This window comes from Peribacillus sp. NPDC097197 (assembly GCF_050278025.1).
Lineage (GTDB): Bacteria > Bacillota > Bacilli > Bacillales > DSM-1321 > Peribacillus.
The window spans coordinates 389,447-408,880 of sequence record NZ_JBNNST010000001.1 but is presented as its reverse complement, the minus strand read 5'-3'; the positions used below and the strand labels follow the sequence as shown (position 1 = coordinate 408,880).

Sequence of the window (19,434 nt, the reverse complement as noted above, 5' to 3'; positions counted from 1 at the left end):
TTTATCGATTTGTGAGCTAAAGCCCTTCTTCTAGTTTGCCCACCCAGTCTTTATTCATTATATAGTCCAAATTAAAACAAACCAAGTTGCTTAGGAGCCAATCCTTCATATGTAAGGCCTAGCAAATCGATAAATTGTTTGGCATTATCCGCCGCGTCCCCACCAGAGTTATTGTTGAACAATACATATACATCCTTACTCTGCTTTTCTAATAGGCGAAGTTTCTCCACCCAGTCGGTTAATTCCTGTTGGTTATAGCGATATAAATAGCGCACTTCCCGCCAGTTTGCTCCAGAGGCTGGTTTCTGCCAACCGTGGATATTGCGTCCATGAAAGCGTACTAACGTTTTATCTGGATGCGTAGCCTTGAGGACAAGGGGGATGGAACCTTCTCCTGCCTGTGGTTCGTCACATACCGTGTGAATCCACCCTTCTTGCTCGATGAACTCGAGTGTCTGCTGGACCCTATTCGGTCGGTACCAACTTTGGTTCCTGAACTCAATGGCCACAGGAATATCCCCCATCTCCGCCCTACACCATCGGAGATACTGAACATTCTCCCGTTTGCAATCAAACCATGGCGGAAACTGAAAAAGGACCATCGCGAGTTTACCCGACTTTTGAAAAGCTTCAAGAGATTCCCGGAATGCAGTGAACATCTCTTTTTTACTTTCAAAAGGAATCTCACCTCTTTGGTGACCAGTCATTCCCTGATAGGCTTTTACAACAAATTGAAAGGAATCTGGTGTCTCGGCTATCCACTTCTCTATATTCCGCCTCGGCTGAATGGCATAAAAAGATGCATCCACCTCAACCGTTGGAAAATGCGCTCCATATACCTTCAGCTTGTCACGAGTGGGAACTTTATCGATTGATAATGAATCATGGTCCCCCCAACCTGTTAAGCCAATGTATATCACTCTTCACCCCTCCTAAACCACTTACACTATACTTTTTTTACCCTTTCACTACTGACTTCAAAACGTATAAGCACTGTCACTCGATTCACTCTTCCTGCTTCTCATACGACTGGTTTCCTATTCCTTTATCATATCAAAATCTACCGGTTGTTACACATACATCCAGCAAGGATTCTTCCCTTTTAACCTATCATTTCGTGCAGATAATGAGTAAATGAAAAAGGCCCTTGGATAAGGACCTTTTTCAGACTTAATATTTTAGAACCATTCTAGCCAAAACGGTTCAGTTTATTCATCATGATGCCTAATCGCACCACTATGATCCCTTCCATGACTCTTAGAACGACTCCCTGAGACCGGCTGGGAGTTTGGTTCCCCCTTTTTCAGGAATATCCCAGTCAGCCCTAAAACAAGGCTAACACCGATTCCTACGAAAACCCATTCTTTATTCTGAATCAGCCATTCCACAATATCCACCTCTACCTATATGTACTTTCTTTTAAAGACAAAAAAAGTACCTGCTTGATTGGTACTTTCCCTTCAATCGTCTAAACCCTTTAAGAGGATCAACAGAAAAAAATAGAAGAAGACGAACTAAGTTCGCCTTCTTCCGGCAAAGGAAAACCGAAATGGCATGTGCACACCCGGTTTCCTTCACTTTATTCCATCTACAACGTTTGTTTAAAACATATATAGATGATTAACCAATAGAACCTTCCATTTCGAACTTGATTAAGCGGTTCATTTCTACCGCATATTCCATCGGAAGCTCTTTCGTGAATGGCTCAATGAAGCCCATGACGATCATTTCTGTTGCTTCTTGCTCAGAGATTCCACGGCTCATCAAGTAGAACAATTGCTCTTCTGATACTTTGGAAACCTTCGCTTCATGCTCAAGAGAAATATTGTCATTTAAAATTTCATTGTATGGGATTGTATCAGATGTTGACTGATTATCCATGATTAATGTATCACATTCGATATTTGAGCGGGCTCCCTCGGCTTTACGTCCGAAATGGACCATACCACGGTAAGTTACTTTCCCGCCTTGTTTAGAAATCGATTTTGATACGATTGTTGAAGAAGTGTTAGGAGCAAGGTGAATCATTTTCGCTCCTGCATCTTGATGTTGACCTTTACCAGCAATGGCAATGGATAATGTCATACCACGAGCGCCTTCACCTTTTAAGATGACGGCTGGGTATTTCATCGTCAGTTTAGAACCTATGTTTCCATCAATCCATTCCATCGTTGCATTCGCATCACAAACCGCACGTTTCGTAACCAAGTTAAACACATTGTTAGCCCAGTTTTGAATTGTCGTATAACGGCAATATGCGTCTTTTTTGATGACAATTTCCACGACCGCACTATGAAGGGAATTGGTTGTATAAACTGGTGCTGTACAACCTTCAACATAATGAACGGATGCTCCTTCATCGACGATGATCAGCGTACGTTCGAATTGACCCATATTTTCTGAGTTAATACGGAAGTATGCTTGAAGCGGTGTATCCACTTTCACGCCTTTTGGTACATAGATGAATGATCCACCGGACCATACAGCTGAATTCAAGGCAGCGAATTTATTATCCGTTGGCGGAATCGTTTTACCGAAATGCTCGCGGAAGATATCTTCATTTTCACGAAGAGCGGAATCCGTATCTTTAAATACGATACCCATGTCTTCTAATTCTACCTTCATGTTGTGGTAAACCACTTCGGATTCATATTGAGCAGAAACCCCTGCTAAATATTTTTGCTCCGCTTCAGGAATTCCTAATTTATCAAACGTTTGCTTGATTTCATCAGGCACTTCATCCCATGATTTCTCGGACTTCTCAGATGGTTTCACATAGTAAGTGATTTCGTCGAAGTTCAAGCTTTTTAGGTCTCCGCCCCACTGAGGCATCGGCATATTGTAAAAATGCTCCAATGATTTCAAACGGAAATCTAGCATCCATTGTGGTTCACTTTTCATGCGTGAAATTTCTTCCACGATTTCTTTTGTCAGGCCGCGCTTTGAACGGAAGATGGAAATATCTTTATCCGCAAAGCCATATTTATAATCGCCAATTTCAGGCATCTTTTTAGCCATAGCTTGTATTCCTCCATTTCAAATGGCTGAATCTACAACAGCTCATTTAAATTTAATTATTCCTTTAAACCTTTTTCCATGGCCTTCCAGGCTAGAGTCGCGCACTTGATTCGTGCAGGGAACTTAGAGACCCCTTGAAGTGCTTCAATGTCACCAAGGTCGATTTCATCATCATACTCTTTTCCTTGTATCATTTCTGAAAAAGTCTTGGACATCGCTAAAGCCGTATCTATATCTTTTCCTTTGATGGCTTGAGTCATCATGGAAGCCGAGCTCATTGAAATCGAACAGCCATCGCCATCGAATTTAACATCACTGACCTTATTGTCTTCGATTTTCATCGTTAAACGAATACGGTCGCCGCATGTGGGATTATTCATATCGATGGTCAAACTTCCATCTTCAAGCATACCCTTGTTACGGGGTTTCTTATAGTGATCCATGATGACCTGACGGTAAAGTGTATCTAAGTTATCAAAAGACATTACTGAAATACTCCTTCGTTTTGACAAGCCCGGACACTAGCTTATCGATCTCTTCTTCCGTGTTATATAGATAGAAACTTGCTCTTGCTGTCGATGATACGTCCAGCCATTTCATTAAAGGCTGAGCGCAGTGATGACCGGCACGGACAGCGATTCCATCTGCATCTAGGACGGTAGCGACGTCATGTGGATGGACGTCATCTATATTAAAGGTTACTACACCGGCACGTTTTTTCGGATCTTTTGTGCCATAAATCGTAAGGCCTTCCACTTCAGACAACTTATCGATCGCATAGGCAGCAAGTTTGTGTTCATGCTGTTCGATTTGATCCATGCCGATTTCTTCCAAGAAATCAATGGCAGCACCAAGACCGATGGCACCTGCGATGATTGGAGTTCCGGCTTCGAATTTCCAAGGGAGTTCTTTCCAAGTAGATTCATACAAACCTACGAAGTCAATCATCTCTCCACCAAATTCAATCGGCTCCATTTTTTCGAGAAGTTCCTTTTTACCATATAATACGCCGATTCCAGTCGGACCGACCATTTTATGGCCTGAAAGAGCAAAGAAATCACAATCTAAATCACGGACATCCACTTTCATATGCGGTGTACTTTGCGCTCCGTCCACCACCATGATTGCATGATGTTCATGCGCGATCTTTGCGATTTCCTTAACAGGATTAATCACACCAAGCACATTGGAAACCTGCATGACAGACACGATTTTCGTGGCATCCGTAATGGTAGCCCGCACATCATCAAGCGAAATCGTTCCATCCTCTTGTAGCGGAATATATTTCAGTACAGCACCCTTTTCTTTAGCGAGCTGCTGCCATGGAATGATATTACTATGATGTTCCATATAGGAGATGACAATTTCGTCACCTTCTTTAATATTTGCACCACCGTAACTCTTCGCTACGGTATTTAAGGATGTAGTCGTTCCTCTAGTGAATATGATTTCTTCAGTAGAGGATGCATTGATGAATTTACGAACTTTTTCACGTGCACCTTCATACGCATCCGTAGCTTTTGTTCCAAGTGTATGCACACCACGGTGAACATTAGAGTTGAAACCGCGGTAATAATTTTCAATCGTTTCAATGACAGCAGCCGGTTTTTGAGATGTTGCAGCGCTGTCTAAATAAACTAATGGCTGACCATTGACTTCTTGATCTAATATCGGAAAAAGCTTACGAATTTCGTATGGGTTCATTACTGTACTTTCCTTTCAATGACCTCGACTAGTTGTTTTCTAACTCCTTCGATTGGAAGTTGATTTACAACAGGGGCCAAGAATCCGTGAATGACAAGTCTTTCTGCTTCTTTTTTCGCGATACCACGACTCATCAAGTAATAAAGTTGAAGGGGATCAACACGGCCGACAGACGCAGCATGTCCTGCCGTAACATCATCCTCATCGATTAACAGGATTGGGTTAGCGTCTCCACGTGCCTTTTCACTTAACATCAATACACGTGATTCCTGTTCCGCATTGGCCTTTGTGGCACCATACTCTATTTTACCAATACCATTAAAGATGGTTGATGCACTGTCTTTCATAACACCATGCTTAAGGATGAAGCCTTCAGAGCGTTTTCCGAAATGAACAACGGCTGTCGTGAAGTTTTGTTTTTGTTCCCCGCGTCCAACCACTACGGATTTTGTATCTCCGTAAGAGCCATCACCTATTAGATTGGTTGTATTATCTGAAATCGTATTACCATCGTTCATCAATCCAAGTGCCCACTCAAGACGAGCATCGCGTGCAACTACCCCACGACGGTTCACATATGTTGTGAATCCTTTGGATAGAGTGTCAACAGCGCCATATTCCACTTTCGCATTTGCATTCGCAAACACTTCCGTTACGATATTAGCGATGCCTTCATTAGACTCAACGGCCGAGAAGTAGTTCTCCACGTATGTTACAGAACTATTATCTTCCGCTACGATCAATACGTGATTGAACAGTGTAGTTTCAGGATTATCCACCAAGAATACTGCTTGGATTGGTTCCTTGATTTCTACATTTTTCGGAACATATAGGAATGCTCCCCCGTTAAGCAATGCAGCATGTAGAGCCGTTAAACGGTGTTCATTCACTTTCACGCCATCTTTCATGAAATACTTCTGTACTAACTCAGCATGATCTCGAGCCGCTGTGAAAATATCCGTGAAGATAACGCCTTGTTCTTTTATAGCTGCTGACAAATTAATATGTGCCGGCGTATTATTGCGTTGAATGTATAGATTTTCATTTTCTTCAATGATCGATTTAATCTCTTTTGGAAGTTCTTCTAAAGAAGCAAATGCTTCACTTTCAACCGTATGGGTTTTGAATGAAGTGAAATTCCATTTATCTATCTTCGTTTTATCCGGTCTAGGCATCGGAAGCTCTTCTAAATCTGAAAAAGCTTTGATTCGAAGGTCTGATAGCCAAGATGGCTCATTATTTTTTGTTGAATAAGAGCTTATGTCCTCTTTTTCAAGCGATAATTTCATTTCTGTAGTCATTGCAAATCCTCCTACTTACGCTTCTTCGCCAACAGTTTCGTCTTCAATGCCCAATTCTTGTTTAATCCAGTCATAACCTTCTGCTTCTAGTCGTGCAGCTAATTCAGGACCGCCTGATTTAACGACGCGACCTTGCATCATAACGTGTACGAAATCAGGTGTGATGTAGTTTAGTAGACGTTGGTAGTGAGTGATGATCAAGCAACCGAAGTCTTCTCCACGCATTTCATTGATTCCTTTAGAAACGACTTTAAGTGCATCGATATCAAGACCTGAGTCAATTTCATCCAAAATGGCGATTTTTGGTTGAATCATCATTAATTGAAGGATTTCATTACGTTTTTTCTCTCCGCCAGAGAATCCTTCATTCAAATAACGTTGAGCCATATCTTCATCCATTTCAAGGAATTCCATGTTTTTATCCATTTGACGGATGAATTTCATAAGTGAAACTTCGTCGCCTTCTTCACGGCGTGCATTGACAGCCGAACGCAAGAAGTCTGCATTTGTAACACCACTGATTTCACTTGGATATTGCATAGCAAGGAAAAGACCAACACGAGCACGTTCGTCAACTTCCATTTCCAATACGTCTTCACCATCAAAACTGATGCTTCCGCTTGTTACTTCATATTTAGGGTGACCCATGATTGCTGAAGATAAAGTGGATTTACCTGTTCCGTTCGGCCCCATGATTGCATGGATTTCTCCGCCTTTTACTTCCAGGTTAACCCCTTTTAAAATTTCTTTGCCTTCTATTGATACATGAAGATCTTTTACCGTTAATGTTGAACCTGACATAATAATACCTCCGTGAACTTAATTCCTATTTTATTACAGAAAGTGAAAATCACTTTCTTGACTATAGTTTTCAAAAAATCATTCTCACTTTATTCTCATTACAATTTTATAACAAATCCAATTTAGAATCAACTAATATAGATGGAGGTTTTTACTCGCTAGGGAGTGGAAACCTGCCCTATTGTTATAAAACGACCGTATAAAGGCTTTTCACTGCAAATATGCCCTTATTTTAGTTTTCGTTAATGTAAGCTAATTATTCGGGATTCCATTCATAATAAGATATTCCCGAAAAGTTCAAGGGGAAGACGGTTGGCCCTTATCATGAAAAAAATCGATCTGCAGGAGTAATGAGCAGGATCCGGTACGTACAACAGATCACTTTTCATTTTACCTCTACAGACCGATTTTTGAAAGACTCTAATATATGCTTATCCGTGGATTTTACGTTGTAATTCCAGAACCATTTTATTGCATTGCTCATGTTCCCTATCTCTTACTTTTTCAACCTCGATACGAAGGTCTAAATTTCTGCTGTATTCACTGTACCCAACCCCATGTGATAACTGCATAGCTTTTTCCATTTCGCTCGTTACGTTTAAATCTAAAGTATTGATAGTGAACCATCCTTTCAAATTTGTGAATCATTTTGTTTCTTCGTCTATTCTATACCCTTTGCTTTCAACTTTAAACCCCAACTTAAAAACGACCTGGAAATCCAGGTCGTCTTTCGTTGCTTTATTCCTTTGCAGGTACGACTGCACCCTCATATTCCTCAAGAATGAAATCTTGAATTTCTTTGGAATGTAATACTTCCACAAGCGTCTTGATTTCTTCTTTGTCTTCGTCACCTTTATTAACAGCGATCACGTTCACATATGGTGATTCAGAATCTTCTATTGCAATGGAATCTTTAAGTGGATTCAAGCCAGCGTCGATTGCATAGTTAGAGTTGATTAGGACCGCATCTCCTTCGCCGCTTTCATAGATCTTCGGAAGTAATGCCGCTTCATAATCTGCATCGAATTTAATGTTCTTCTTATTCTCGACAATATCTTTTACTGTAGCTGTCGTTTTATCAATGCCTTCTTTAAGAGTAATCAGGCCATTCTTTTCTAAAAGTGATAAGGCACGTCCATGGTCTGCAACAGAGCTGCTTAAAATGATTGTTGCTCCTTCTGGAAGCTTATCAATGCTTTTATATTTTTGTGAATACAAAGCAATTGGTTCAATATGGATGCCGCCTGCATTAACAAAATCATATCCATTTTCCTTAATTTGAGATTCTAAATAAGGAATGTGCTGGAAGTAGTTCGCGTCCAGTTCTTTATTGTTCAAAGCCTTGTTTGGCAAGATATAGTCTTGGAATGTTTCCACTTCCAATTCAATGCCTTTTTCTTTAAGAAGAGGAATCGCTTTTTCAAGAATCTCTGCATGTGGTACATTCGATGCACCCACCACTAACTTCTTCGTATCATCGCCACTACCTGTATCTTTCTCTTTATCCGTTCCGCAAGCCGCCAATGCAATTGATAAAACTAGAACGAATGCAAACCCTAAAAACTTTTTCATCCTTTTCATCTCCCCTTATCTTTTATCCAATTTAGAAGTAATCACATCACCGATAATCTGTATGATGAAGACAATAATTAATATGACAATCGTCGCTACCAGGGTAACGTCGTTGTGATTCCGTTGATAACCGTCCAGATAGGCTAAGTTACCCAATCCACCAGCCCCGATGACACCTGCCATTGCCGTGTATCCAACCAATGCAATCGATGTTACCGTGATGCCTGATATAAGGGCCGGCATCGATTCTGGAAGGAGGACCTTATAAATGATGGTGCTGGTTTTGGCTCCCATTGATTTAGCCGCTTCAATCACGCCTTTATCAATCTCACGAAGGCCGATTTCGACCATCCGCGCATAAAACGGTGCTGCACCGATAATGAGTGCTGGTAATGCCGCATTCTCACCAATCATGCTACCGACAAGTAATTTGGTGAACGGAATTAATAATACAATCAAGATAAGGAATGGAATCGAACGGAAAATATTAACGAAAGCACTTAACACACCGTTAACGCCCCGATTCTCCCACATATTCCCCTTGCCTGTTAAAAACAGAAGCAACCCCAATAGTATCCCTATAAAAAAGGTCGCTACAACTGAAATACTTGTCATATACAGCGTTTCTTTCGTCGCTTCTATGATGTCTTCCCAATCTACATTCGGCAATAATTCTTCAAGCATGAGTAATCACCTCCACGCCTACCTGCTGTGCTTTTATGAATTCGATTGCGCGGAGCATTTCATCTTCACTGCCATCAAGGTGGATGAACAATGTTCCATATGAGCCGCTTCTCGTTTGTGATATCTTCCCCTGGACAATGTTCACATCCAACTCAAAATTACGTACCAATTTTGTGATCAACGGGCTTTCTGCATGATCCCCCACGAATGTCAGTTGAATCACTTTTCCTGCTGGATACCGTTCAAACAAATGCTCCATCGTTTCTTTTGTCTCTTCTGGTTCCGTCACCTGCTGAACAAAACGCTTAGTCATCTGTTCTTTAGGGTTTCTGAATACTTCCAGGACAGCTCCCTGTTCGACTACCCGTCCACTTTCCATCACAGCCACTCGATTGCAAATCTTCCGAATGACATGCATCTCATGTGTAATCAAGACAATGGTTAAACCAAGGCGTTGATTTATATCCACAAGCAATTCCAGGATGGAATCGGTTGTCTGGGGATCTAGAGCGGACGTGGCCTCATCACACAAAAGCACTTTCGGGTTATTGGCAAGAGCCCTCGCTATTCCCACCCTTTGCTTCTGTCCACCACTTAGCTGCGATGGATACGCTTTTTCTCTTCCTTCCAATCCAACTAACTTAATGAGTTCATTGACGCGCTTGATACGTTCTTGCTTGGAGATGCCTGCAATTTCCAAAGGAAAGGATATATTTTCTTGAACGGTCCTTGACCACAAGAGATTAAAATGCTGAAAAATCATGCTAATCTCTTGACGGGCTTTACGAAGCTTAGACCCTTTAATTGTTGAAACTTCATTTCCCGCAACGTTCACGGAGCCCTCAGTAGGCCGTTCCAACCCATTCAGCATACGTATGAGCGTACTCTTGCCAGCCCCACTGTATCCGATGACTCCGAAAATCTCACCTTTATTTATTTCTAAATTCACACTATTCACGGCATGAATCGTTTCGCTATTTCCTTTTCCTGTTCGAAAAAGTTTACTGACGTTTGACAATGTAATCATGTATGCTCACCTCTTTATCCAATTAAGCCTATGAATTTAGTCGATTTATTTTTATGGCCTCCTGATGAATCTATCCTCTATGATTCAAAGAAAATAGAAAAAGCCCTTCTGCATGAGCAGAAAGGCAGGGAAAAGCAGGCCTTCCTCTCATCTCCCAAAGCCTCTACGCTTTGTGTGAATTGGCACCTTTCCAAGGAAAATCCTTGTCGGTTGCCGGGTTTCAACGGGCACATCCCTCCACCTCTCTTGATAAGAGCTATATATGGACTATTCTTTTTTGTCTTAACATTCACTTTACTATGTCTGAAATTTTAACACAGATAAAAAAGGAGTGCAATGTAAAATCCTAGGGTGTACCTGTTTCTCCATTAAACTCTTTGAGAATTCACTGACACGATATTCGTCGCTTTTTCAATCGCTTGCTCTAGATCTTCAAGTAAATCGTCTACATTTTCAATACCGATTGAAAGGCGAACCTGGTCGGCGCTGACACCGGCCTTGACCAGTCCTGCATCATTCAATTGCTGGTGAGTTGTACTTGCTGGGTGGATGATTAGGCTTTTAGCATCCCCGACATTGGCGACATGCGACCATAACTCTACCGAATTGATGAGTGTGGAACCTGCTTCACGTCCACCCTTAATTCCAAACGTCACCACAGATCCGGCTCCCTTAGGCAAGTATTTATCCGCTAGGGCTTTATCGGGATGATCATCGTTACCCGGATAAGAAACCCATGAGACTGCCGGATGGTTCTCCAAGTATTGAATGACCGTCCTCGTATTCAACAGGTGTTCCTTCATCCTGACATGGAGCGTTTCCAGGCCAAGCGTGAACTGGAATGCACTTTGAGCACTTAACGTCGGTCCCAAATCCCGAAGCAATTGCACACGCGCTTTCGTGATAAAGGCAGCAGGCCCTACCGCTTCGGAATAGACAAGTCCATCGTAACTAGGGTCAGGTTCCGTAAAGCCTGGATAATTAGGCGAATTCCAATCGAATTTACCACCGTCGATGATGACTCCCCCTAATGTCGTACCATTACCCAATAGCCACTTTGTAGCTGAATGGATGACAATATCCGCCCCAAAGTCTATTGGTCGGCACAGATACGGCGTTGCGAAAGTGTTATCAATGATAAGAGGTATCCCTGCTTCGTGGGCTATTTCCGCCACTGCTTCGATATCAAGAACCCTTAAGCTTGGGTTGCCGATTGTTTCGGCAAATATGGCCTTCGTTCGTGGAGTGATTGCCCGTTTGAAATTTTCCGGATCATCAGGTGAGACGAATTTCACTTTGATTCCGTATTTAGGGAGTGTATTTTCAAATAAATTATAGGTCCCGCCGTACAGTGTTGAAGCAGAAACGATTTCATCCCCCATACCAGCGATATTAAGGATGGAAAGGGATATAGCGGCCATGCCGCTTGCAACTGCCAATCCACCGATTCCCCCTTCTAACAGGGCCATTCTTTCTTCAAAGACACTGACAGTGGGATTGTGAAGCCTCGTATAGATATAGCCATTCTCTTTTAATCCAAACAGATTCGCTGCATGATCTGTATCTTTGAACAAATAAGCATTACTTTGATAAATGGGCACGGCGCGGGCACCCGTTTCGTCGACTTTTAAACCGCCATGCACACTCAACGTCTCAAAGCGGTAATTTTTTTCTGTCATTATTCTCCCCTTCTTCCATTGTTTTAGTAGGGATTAAAGCGATATTGCCTCTTCTCTTGTTATATGCAAGGAACCTTATAATATGAAGAAGTCGGAACTTCCCGCCACCGTCCATAGAAATTTCCCTATTGAACGATGTCGCCTGGATAAGCGCGTTTTGTAAATGGCAGACATTCCATCCTCGTGTATGATGCGTCTATAACGTATGTACTTCATACAAAATATAGCACTTTAGTAACAGGTAGTCAATTAGTTATTAGAATATTCAATCATTAATACGAATGCTATTTCCCCCCATGACTTCAACAAAAAAACCAATCCATGTAGGATCGGCTTTTAGCTTATCTCTTTCAGCAATCCATACAAATAAGGAACAGACTGAAAGGCATATATTTTTTTTGTCATCTTTCCTTTTTCAAAAAGCAAAAGACAAGGTACGCTCTCAATTTCATATCGTTCAGCCAATGTCTGGACATAATTCATGTTCATTTTTCCAGCCTTCATTTCCGGGAACAGCTCTAGTGTTATGGAAAGCATTCTTGAAGCCACCTGGCAGGTTCCACACAAAGGTGTGTATAGATATAAACTAAAAGTGTTCCCTTGATCAACAGCTTGCTTAAAGTCTTCTTCTTTCCATTCCTCCATCAGTTACTCTTCCATCCCTTTACTTATAAATTTAGTTTTCACTTTCATATTTGCAGTCAGTAGCACGGAAGCGATGTGATGTTCTGGGGTATCCTCGACTTCCTTGTACATCCTATCTATGTACAAATGCCTTGCTTCCGGCAGTTCCCGACGAAATTGTTTCCTTAGCTTTTCCCCTGACTCATCTGCGTCAAAAAGGATGTAAACATCCCGGCCTATCAATTCATCCACCATTTCATCCAACTTCGTTAAAGAAATGGTGCCATTGGTACATCTGATTTCCACTTCTTCGTCCAGAACGGATGCCACTTTGCGCTTGTCTGAAAGGCCTTCAACCATGATCACTTTCTCGGATACACCCCATTCCATCTCATCACCCCGTCTCCACTCAAATTGAAAAAGAGCAGGCTTAATTAAAGCCTCCCCCTCACCTTACTTACCCGTTTATCAGGCTATCATATTCGTTTGCACTCATCAGTTTTTCAACTTCACTGCTGTCTGATGGTTCAAGGACGATCATCCATGCTTTTTCAAACGGAGATTCATTAACGAATTCAGGATTGTCATTTAACTCTTCATTGATTTCAACGACCTTGCCGCTAATAGGAGCATAAAGTTCAGAAACCGTTTTAACGGATTCTACACTACCAAAGGGCTCGTTCGCTTTCAGTTCAGATCCGACCTCTGGAAGTTCAACAAAAACGATGTCCCCAAGTTCAGACTGGGCGAATGCAGTAATCCCTATGCGTACTGTACCCTCTTCCGTTTTGACCCATTCATGTTCTTTTGTATAACGAAGTTCTTTTGGCGTTGACATATTAATTCCCTCCATATTACAGCTTATATTTTATCTATTACATTATAAGGTAGATTCTTTGTTATGATAAGGAATTATCCAAATGTTTTGTAAAGTCTTAGCTCCAGGTCTGATCGAATTGTTCTTCTTTGAAACCTACTGTCACTTTTAAGCCGTCCGTCACAATTGGTCTTTTCAAAAGCATGCCATCCGTAGCCAATATATCGAGCATCTCTTTCTCTGAAGCTTCTTTGAGTTTGTCTTTTAAACCGAGCTCGCGATATTTTTGCCCGCTCGTATTGAAAAACTTCTTCAACTCTAGTCCACTACTTTTATATATTTGTTCAATTTCTGCCCGAGAAGGGGGATTTTCCACGAGATGAATCGCTTCATATTGCAACTCATGACGATCCAGCCACTTCTTTGCATTACGGCATGTGCCGCATTTTGGGTACCAGTATAAAGTTAAGCCCATCGTTTCACCACCTTCCCTTAGAATACCCGTTTTTTTGGGGCAATACAACGATAGACTCTCTCTTCGCATCCCCATGAAAAACCTACAAAATAAATCAAGGGAATACCCGATATGGGCATCCCCTTGATTAAGACTTTAAGAATTAAAGTGCATATTTTTCATTTTCGATTACTTTGACGGAAGCTTCACGTTTTTTCGCAATAACATTGATTGGATTATGTCTAGTCAACTTGCGAAGGGAAGAAAGCATGATGCGCAACGTATCGCCAGTTTCAACAGCAATCAACGTTTCTTTTGCATGTTGCTCGATTTCATTGAAAGCTTCTTGAACGAAGATTTCAGTGTAAAGCACTTTTTGTTGGTTCTTTTCTAGACCTGTAGTCACGATTGCTTTTTCCGTACGTAGCACCACTGATTCAGCAGCATAGGCAAGAGATACGATATCAGCAATATTTGAAAGGATTTCTTGTTCTTGATCAAGTTTTTTACCGAATTTTTGTGCAGCAAGACCTGCAGCCAGGATGCCAATTTTCTTAGCATTTCTAACCAGCATTTTTTCTTGTGCCAACGGCTCATCGCCTGGCTCTTCCGGCATCATCATCATTAACTCTTCTTGTAAGCCTTGTGCTTTTTGAAGAAGAGGAAGTTCACCTTTAAGTGCCTTTTTCAGGAATGTGCCTGGAACGAGCAAGCGGTTGATCTCATTTGTCCCTTCAAAGATGCGGTTAATACGAGAATCACGGTACGCTTTCTCAATTTCATATTCTTGCATGAAGCCATACCCACCATGAAGCTGAACCCCTTCATCAGTTACATAATCCAACACTTCCGAAGCGAAGAATTTATTCAATGAACACTCGATTGCGTATTCAGCAACGGCTGCGGCCATGGATTTACCGTCTTTTACTTGCTCATCAGTCAGTTTGCTTTGTCTTTGGTCATAAAGGCCGACCGTACGATAAACAGAGCTTTCCGCGGCATAGATTTTAGAAGCCATCGTCGCTAATTTTTCTTTTGTTAGGTTGAAATCAGAAATTTTCGTTTTGAACTGCTGACGCTGATTTGTATAAGCAGCTGTAAGTTCAAGAGCACGTTTTGAACCGCCTACTGCACCGACACCCAATTTATAACGTCCGATGTTCAAGATATTGAAGGCAATGACATGGCCTTTACCCGCGACACCTAGAAGGTTCTCAACCGGAACGGCTACATCTTCAAGGATCAATGTACGTGTAGAAGAACTCTTAATGCCCATTTTCTTTTCTTCGGCACCTGTAGATACACCAGGATATTCACGTTCTACGATGAAAGCGGAAAACTGTTCGCCATCGATTTTTGCGTAAACACAGAATACATCTGCAAATCCTGCATTCGTGATCCATTGTTTTTCTCCATTTAAAATATAATGAGTGCCTTCTGCATTCAATTTTGCCGTTGCTTTCGCACCCAACGCATCAGATCCCGAGCTCGGTTCAGTTAAAGCATATGCCGCAATTTTTTCACCTGTTGCAAGTAGTGGAAGGTATTTTTGTTTTTGCTCTTCATTACCGAATAATACGATTGGTAAAGAGCCGATTCCTACGTGCGCACCGTGCGTAATTCCGAATCCGCCAGCAAGTGCCATTTTTTCCGTAATTAATGCAGAGCTGATTTTATCAAGGCCAAGACCGCTATATTCTTCTGGTACGTCAGCGCCTAGTAAGCCAATTTCCCCAGCATGCTTCAGCAATTTTACAGAACGGTCAAATTCATGGTTTTCTAAGTGTTCAACTTGCGGAAGGACCTCGTTCACTACGAAATCTTCAGAAGTTTTGGCAATCATTTTGTGCTCATCAGAATAATCCTCTGGTGTAAACACTTGATCATACGTAATATCTTCGACTAAAAATGCTCCACCTTTAATCAAGTTTTCTGTTGTTGGATTGGACATAAAAATTCCTCCTATATGGTAAGTTTCATTATAGTAAGTTTCATTGAAGGCCGGATACAGTGATTACACCTGCATCCGGATAAAAGGTTCTATGCTAATAATTCGAATACTCCGGCAGCACCCATACCGCCGCCGATACACATGGTGACGACTCCGAATTGTTGGTTTCTGCGTTTCATTTCATGAAGCAGGCTTAGGGTCAATTTGGCACCCGAACAGCCAAGTGGATGACCAAGGGCGATGGCCCCTCCATTGACGTTGACAATCTCTTCGTTCAAGCCAAGCTCCCGGATGATTTGAATGGATTGAGAAGCGAACGCCTCATTCAATTCGAACAAACCGATATCAGATAGCTCAAGCCCTGCAAGTTTTAATGCTTTAGGAATCGCAGCGATTGGGCCGATCCCCATGATTTCAGGCGGAACTCCCGCTACCGCAAAGGAACGGAACTTACCAATTGGCTTCATGCCTAAAGAGGAAGCTTTCTCTCCCTCCATCACCATGACGGCAGCAGCTCCATCACTTGTTTGCGATGAATTTCCTGCGGTAACGGATCCAGTTACAGAAAATGCCGGTCTTAGCTTTTTAAGGACTTCGACTGTCGTCCCCTCACGGACGCCTTCATCTTGAGTGAATTGAAATTTCTTTTCCTGCAGTTTCAAATCCGGACCTACAGAACGGAGAGTTACGTCTACCGGAACGATTTCATCAGAGAATTTCCCTTCTGCAATGGCCTTCGCCGCTCTTTGATGGCTGCGTACAGCAAATGCATCTTGGTCATCACGGGAAATCCCATATTTATTCGCTACAGCTTCGGCTGTGTGGCCCATACCCATGTAATACTCAGGAGCCGTTTCAGCAAGATGTGCGTTTGGACGGGTAACATGCCCCATCATTGGCACTAGACTCATAGATTCTGCGCCACCTGCGATGACCGTATCGCTTTGGCCGAGCATGATTCTTTCCGCTCCATATGCAATGCTTTGCAAACCACTCGAACAGTAACGATTGATGGTAATGGCCGGCACCGTGTATGGCAAGCCCGCCAATGCTCCGATATTCCTTGCCATATTCAGGCCTTGCTCTGCCTCCGGCATCGCACAGCCGATGATCAAATCATCGATATTGCCTTCATAATTTCCAGCACGCTTCAACGTTTCCTTTACCACAAGAGCCCCTAAATCATCTGGACGAACGTTAGCAAGAGAACCTTTTTTTGCTCTTCCTACCGGAGTCCTTGCTCCAGCTACTATTACTGCTTCTTTCATGAGGATCCCCCTTACTTCATTTTTAAGCTATCAACCTATTGAACTTTAGTTATTTGACTCTATCTTTGGACGATCAATTAGTTACGAAGTGGTTTTCCCTTAACAAGCATGTGTTGCATCCTTTGTTGTGATTTCGGTGTTGAAATCAATTTTAAGAATGCTTGTTTTTCTAGGTCCAGGATATACTGTTCATCTACTTCTGTACCGAATGGAAGTTTCCCACCAGCCAGGACATACGCAAGCTCTTTAGCGATGACTAGGTCATGCTCGGAGAGGAAGCCTGAAAGACGCATCGCTTCTGCCCCTAAAAGAAGTGCGGCATAACCGGTCTCACCAACCACAGGGATTTTCGTGCGGGTTGGTGCTGTGTAACCTTGGTCATACATCGAAATGACGGACTGCTTCGCATCATATAACTGATGATCGGAATTCACACTGATTCGATCAGAAGCACCAAGGAAATTATTTCCCCGCGCCTCTTCGGCAGAAGTAGAAACCTTAGCCATGGCAACCGTTTCAAATACCCGATTCGCTACCTTCTGCAAATCAAAGTCGACGCCTTTTGGCATGCTCTTCAATGTTTTCACATAAAGTTCTTTGGTTCCGCCACCACCAGGTATCAAGCCAACGCCAGCTTCCACTAGACCCATATACGTTTCCGTAGTCGCCTGAATGCGTGCGGCAGGAAGGGAAACTTCTGCACCTCCGCCAAGCGTCATATTGAATGGCGCTACGACGACAGGGACCGCACTATATTTAATTTTCAACATCGCTTTTTGGAATTGGCTGATCACCATATCCAATTCGAATATATTGTCATCCTGGGCTTCCATCAACATCATGGCAATATTGGCGCCTACACAGAAGTTTTTGCCTTGGTTTCCAATGACCAAGCCTTTATAATTTGCTTCAGCCTCATCAACAGCCGCATTGATCATCTGCATGATATCCAGACCAATTGCATTGTTCGGTGACGTGAACTCAAGAAGTACGACACCGTCGCCAATATCAATCAAACTTGCACCACTGTTTTTCTTGATTACGCCTTTTTGCTTCTTGATCGCTTTCAGGTTGATCACCTTTGGATTCTCAAGAAGTTCCTTATATTCACCATTGTGATAGTAGGAAACTACACCATTTTCTTCTTTATAGAATGAAGTGATGCCTTTTTCCAGCATTTCCTTCACCCATTGAGGAACAGTGACACCTTCTTGTTCTAAGCGTGCTACTGATTTTTCGACACCAATTGCGTCCCACGTTTCGAAAGGTCCTGTAGACCAACCGAAGCCCCATTTCATTGCCTGGTCAATTGCCACAATATCGTCAGCAATGTCCCCTAGCAGTTGTGCAGAATACACAAGGGCTGGATTCAACACATTCCAAAGCAGGAGGCCAGCACGGTCATCACTATAAACAAGCGCTTTCATTTTATTAGAAAGACCTTTTGCCTGTTTCGCCATTTCTATAGAAGGCGTTTTCAGTTTTTTCCGTGGTTCGTATTCAAGTGTTTCAGGGTTCAGTTCAAGGATTTCCTTGCCTTTTTTCAGGAAAAATCCTTGTCCGGATTTGCTTCCAAGCCAACCGTTTTCAAGCATTTTATTCATGAAGTCAGGAATGCGGAAAACTTCCTTTTCCTCTCCTTCAACCTGGTCATATACGTTCTTCGCAACATGTGCAAAAGTATCAAGACCAACTACATCAAGCGTACGGAATGTTGCGCTCGTCGCCCTGCCAATCAATGGACCTGTTACAGAATCCACTTCACCCACGCTGTACCCGCCTTTTTGCATTTCACGAAGGGTAACTAGCAGCCCATACGTACCGATGCGGTTGGCGATGAAATTCGGTGTATCTTTGGCTTCGACCACTCCTTTACCAAGAACGTCTTCACCAAATTGCTTCATATATTCAAGCACTTCAGGAGCAGTGGCTTTCGTAGGAATGACTTCCAAAAGTTTCAAATAGCGTGGAGGGTTGAAAAAGTGAGTTCCCAAGAAATGCTTTTGGAAATCTTCAGAACGTCCCTCGGCCATCGCCTCAATTGATATACCTGATGTATTGGAAGAAATGATGCTGCCCGATTTACGGTATTTATCAACCTGAGCAAACACACTCTGCTTCACATCAAGTCTCTCCACGACCACTTCAATTACCCAATCTACTTCATTTAAACGGCTTATATCATCTTCCAGGTTCCCCGCTTCAATCAAGGCCAGATTGCCTTTTGCTGATAACGGAGCTGGTTTTTGTTTTAGAAGTTTAGTAATCGCAGTCTGACTAATGCGGTTACGTACTTGTTTATTTTCTAATGTAAGACCTTTTTTCTTCTCGTCCTCCGTGAGTTCACGAGGTACAATATCCAATAATAAAGTCGGAATGCCGATGTTAGCAAGGTGTGCAGCAATCCCTGATCCCATAACTCCTGACCCTAGAACAGCAGCCTTTCGTATTTGTCGAACCAAGTTCATATCCCCCTTACACAATGTATTGAATGAATGCTCATTCATTTTTGTCCCAAAAAATTTTTGAATATT

19 protein-coding genes and 1 riboswitch are annotated in these 19,434 nt (G+C 42.3%); all 19 genes read right to left on the bottom strand.

Annotated features, from left to right (window positions below; genetic code table 11):
* Positions 1 to 71 precede the first annotated feature (71 nt).
* Positions 72 to 920 carry a DUF72 domain-containing protein gene (locus tag ACQKL6_RS01905; protein ID WP_402870967.1) on the bottom strand — a complete coding sequence of 283 codons (849 nt, stop codon included), beginning with the start codon at positions 918 to 920 and terminating at the stop codon, positions 72 to 74.
* 288 nt (positions 921 to 1,208) lie between these two features.
* The gene (locus ACQKL6_RS01900) at positions 1,209 to 1,388 is read right to left on the bottom strand and encodes a hypothetical protein (RefSeq protein ID WP_427650430.1); all 180 of its coding nucleotides are present in this window, start codon (positions 1,386 to 1,388) and stop codon (positions 1,209 to 1,211) included.
* 232 nt (positions 1,389 to 1,620) lie between these two features.
* Entirely contained in the window at positions 1,621 to 3,018 is a 1,398-nt protein-coding gene (sufB, locus tag ACQKL6_RS01895) for a Fe-S cluster assembly protein SufB (protein WP_402870963.1), read from the bottom strand.
* Between the two features lie 56 nt (positions 3,019 to 3,074).
* Positions 3,075 to 3,503 carry a Fe-S cluster assembly sulfur transfer protein SufU gene (sufU, locus tag ACQKL6_RS01890; protein WP_402870960.1) on the bottom strand — a complete coding sequence of 143 codons (429 nt, stop codon included), beginning with the start codon at positions 3,501 to 3,503 and terminating at the stop codon, positions 3,075 to 3,077.
* The gene (locus ACQKL6_RS01885; RefSeq protein ID WP_402954373.1) at positions 3,493 to 4,722 is read right to left on the bottom strand and encodes a cysteine desulfurase; all 1,230 of its coding nucleotides are present in this window, start codon (positions 4,720 to 4,722) and stop codon (positions 3,493 to 3,495) included. Before ACQKL6_RS01885 ends, sufU begins: the two co-directional genes overlap by 11 nt.
* Complete coding sequence (gene sufD, locus ACQKL6_RS01880; RefSeq protein WP_402870955.1) at positions 4,722 to 6,023, bottom strand: Fe-S cluster assembly protein SufD; 1,302 nt, start codon at positions 6,021 to 6,023, stop codon at positions 4,722 to 4,724. The genes ACQKL6_RS01885 and sufD overlap by 1 nt, the downstream gene beginning before the upstream one ends.
* A 15-nt stretch (positions 6,024 to 6,038) precedes the next feature.
* Positions 6,039 to 6,824, bottom strand: a complete 786-nt coding sequence (sufC, locus tag ACQKL6_RS01875; RefSeq protein ID WP_402870953.1) for a Fe-S cluster assembly ATPase SufC — start codon at positions 6,822 to 6,824, stop codon at positions 6,039 to 6,041.
* A 431-nt stretch (positions 6,825 to 7,255) separates the two neighbouring features.
* Positions 7,256 to 7,459 (bottom strand): hypothetical protein, encoded by a 204-nt coding sequence (locus tag ACQKL6_RS01870; protein WP_402870951.1) that lies wholly within the window; start codon positions 7,457 to 7,459, stop codon positions 7,256 to 7,258.
* A 103-nt stretch (positions 7,460 to 7,562) separates the two neighbouring features.
* Positions 7,563 to 8,396: a MetQ/NlpA family ABC transporter substrate-binding protein gene (locus ACQKL6_RS01865; RefSeq protein ID WP_402870949.1), complete on the bottom strand. Its 834-nt coding sequence runs from the start codon at positions 8,394 to 8,396 to the stop codon at positions 7,563 to 7,565.
* Positions 8,397 to 8,411: 15 nt separating this feature from the next.
* A complete protein-coding gene (locus ACQKL6_RS01860) occupies positions 8,412 to 9,080 on the bottom strand; it encodes a methionine ABC transporter permease (RefSeq protein WP_402870946.1) in 669 nt (222 codons plus the stop codon).
* Positions 9,073 to 10,107: a methionine ABC transporter ATP-binding protein gene (locus tag ACQKL6_RS01855; RefSeq protein WP_402870943.1), complete on the bottom strand. Its 1,035-nt coding sequence runs from the start codon at positions 10,105 to 10,107 to the stop codon at positions 9,073 to 9,075. Before ACQKL6_RS01855 ends, ACQKL6_RS01860 begins: the two co-directional genes overlap by 8 nt.
* Before the next feature lie 144 nt (positions 10,108 to 10,251).
* A riboswitch (SAM riboswitch) is annotated at positions 10,252 to 10,363 on the bottom strand.
* A gap of 112 nt (positions 10,364 to 10,475) precedes the next feature.
* Positions 10,476 to 11,786: an O-acetylhomoserine aminocarboxypropyltransferase/cysteine synthase family protein gene (locus tag ACQKL6_RS01850; protein ID WP_402870940.1), complete on the bottom strand. Its 1,311-nt coding sequence runs from the start codon at positions 11,784 to 11,786 to the stop codon at positions 10,476 to 10,478.
* Positions 11,787 to 12,122: 336 nt separating this feature from the next.
* The gene (locus tag ACQKL6_RS01845; protein ID WP_402870937.1) at positions 12,123 to 12,431 is read right to left on the bottom strand and encodes a thioredoxin family protein; all 309 of its coding nucleotides are present in this window, start codon (positions 12,429 to 12,431) and stop codon (positions 12,123 to 12,125) included.
* A 3-nt stretch (positions 12,432 to 12,434) separates the two neighbouring features.
* Positions 12,435 to 12,800, bottom strand: coding sequence for a toprim domain-containing protein (locus ACQKL6_RS01840; RefSeq protein WP_427650426.1), 366 nt, complete (start codon positions 12,798 to 12,800; stop codon positions 12,435 to 12,437).
* A 67-nt stretch (positions 12,801 to 12,867) separates the two neighbouring features.
* Positions 12,868 to 13,248, bottom strand: coding sequence for a glycine cleavage system protein GcvH (gene gcvH, locus ACQKL6_RS01835; RefSeq protein ID WP_402870932.1), 381 nt, complete (start codon positions 13,246 to 13,248; stop codon positions 12,868 to 12,870).
* Positions 13,249 to 13,345: 97 nt separating this feature from the next.
* Entirely contained in the window at positions 13,346 to 13,702 is a 357-nt protein-coding gene (locus ACQKL6_RS01830) for an arsenate reductase family protein (protein ID WP_427650424.1), read from the bottom strand.
* Between the two features lie 142 nt (positions 13,703 to 13,844).
* Positions 13,845 to 15,632 carry an acyl-CoA dehydrogenase family protein gene (locus tag ACQKL6_RS01825; RefSeq protein ID WP_427650422.1) on the bottom strand — a complete coding sequence of 596 codons (1,788 nt, stop codon included), beginning with the start codon at positions 15,630 to 15,632 and terminating at the stop codon, positions 13,845 to 13,847.
* Positions 15,633 to 15,721: 89 nt separating this feature from the next.
* Positions 15,722 to 16,900, bottom strand: a complete 1,179-nt coding sequence (locus ACQKL6_RS01820) for an acetyl-CoA C-acetyltransferase (protein ID WP_402870923.1) — start codon at positions 16,898 to 16,900, stop codon at positions 15,722 to 15,724.
* A 77-nt stretch (positions 16,901 to 16,977) separates the two neighbouring features.
* Positions 16,978 to 19,368 (bottom strand): 3-hydroxyacyl-CoA dehydrogenase NAD-binding domain-containing protein, encoded by a 2,391-nt coding sequence (locus tag ACQKL6_RS01815; protein ID WP_427650420.1) that lies wholly within the window; start codon positions 19,366 to 19,368, stop codon positions 16,978 to 16,980.
* Positions 19,369 to 19,434 lie beyond the last annotated feature (66 nt).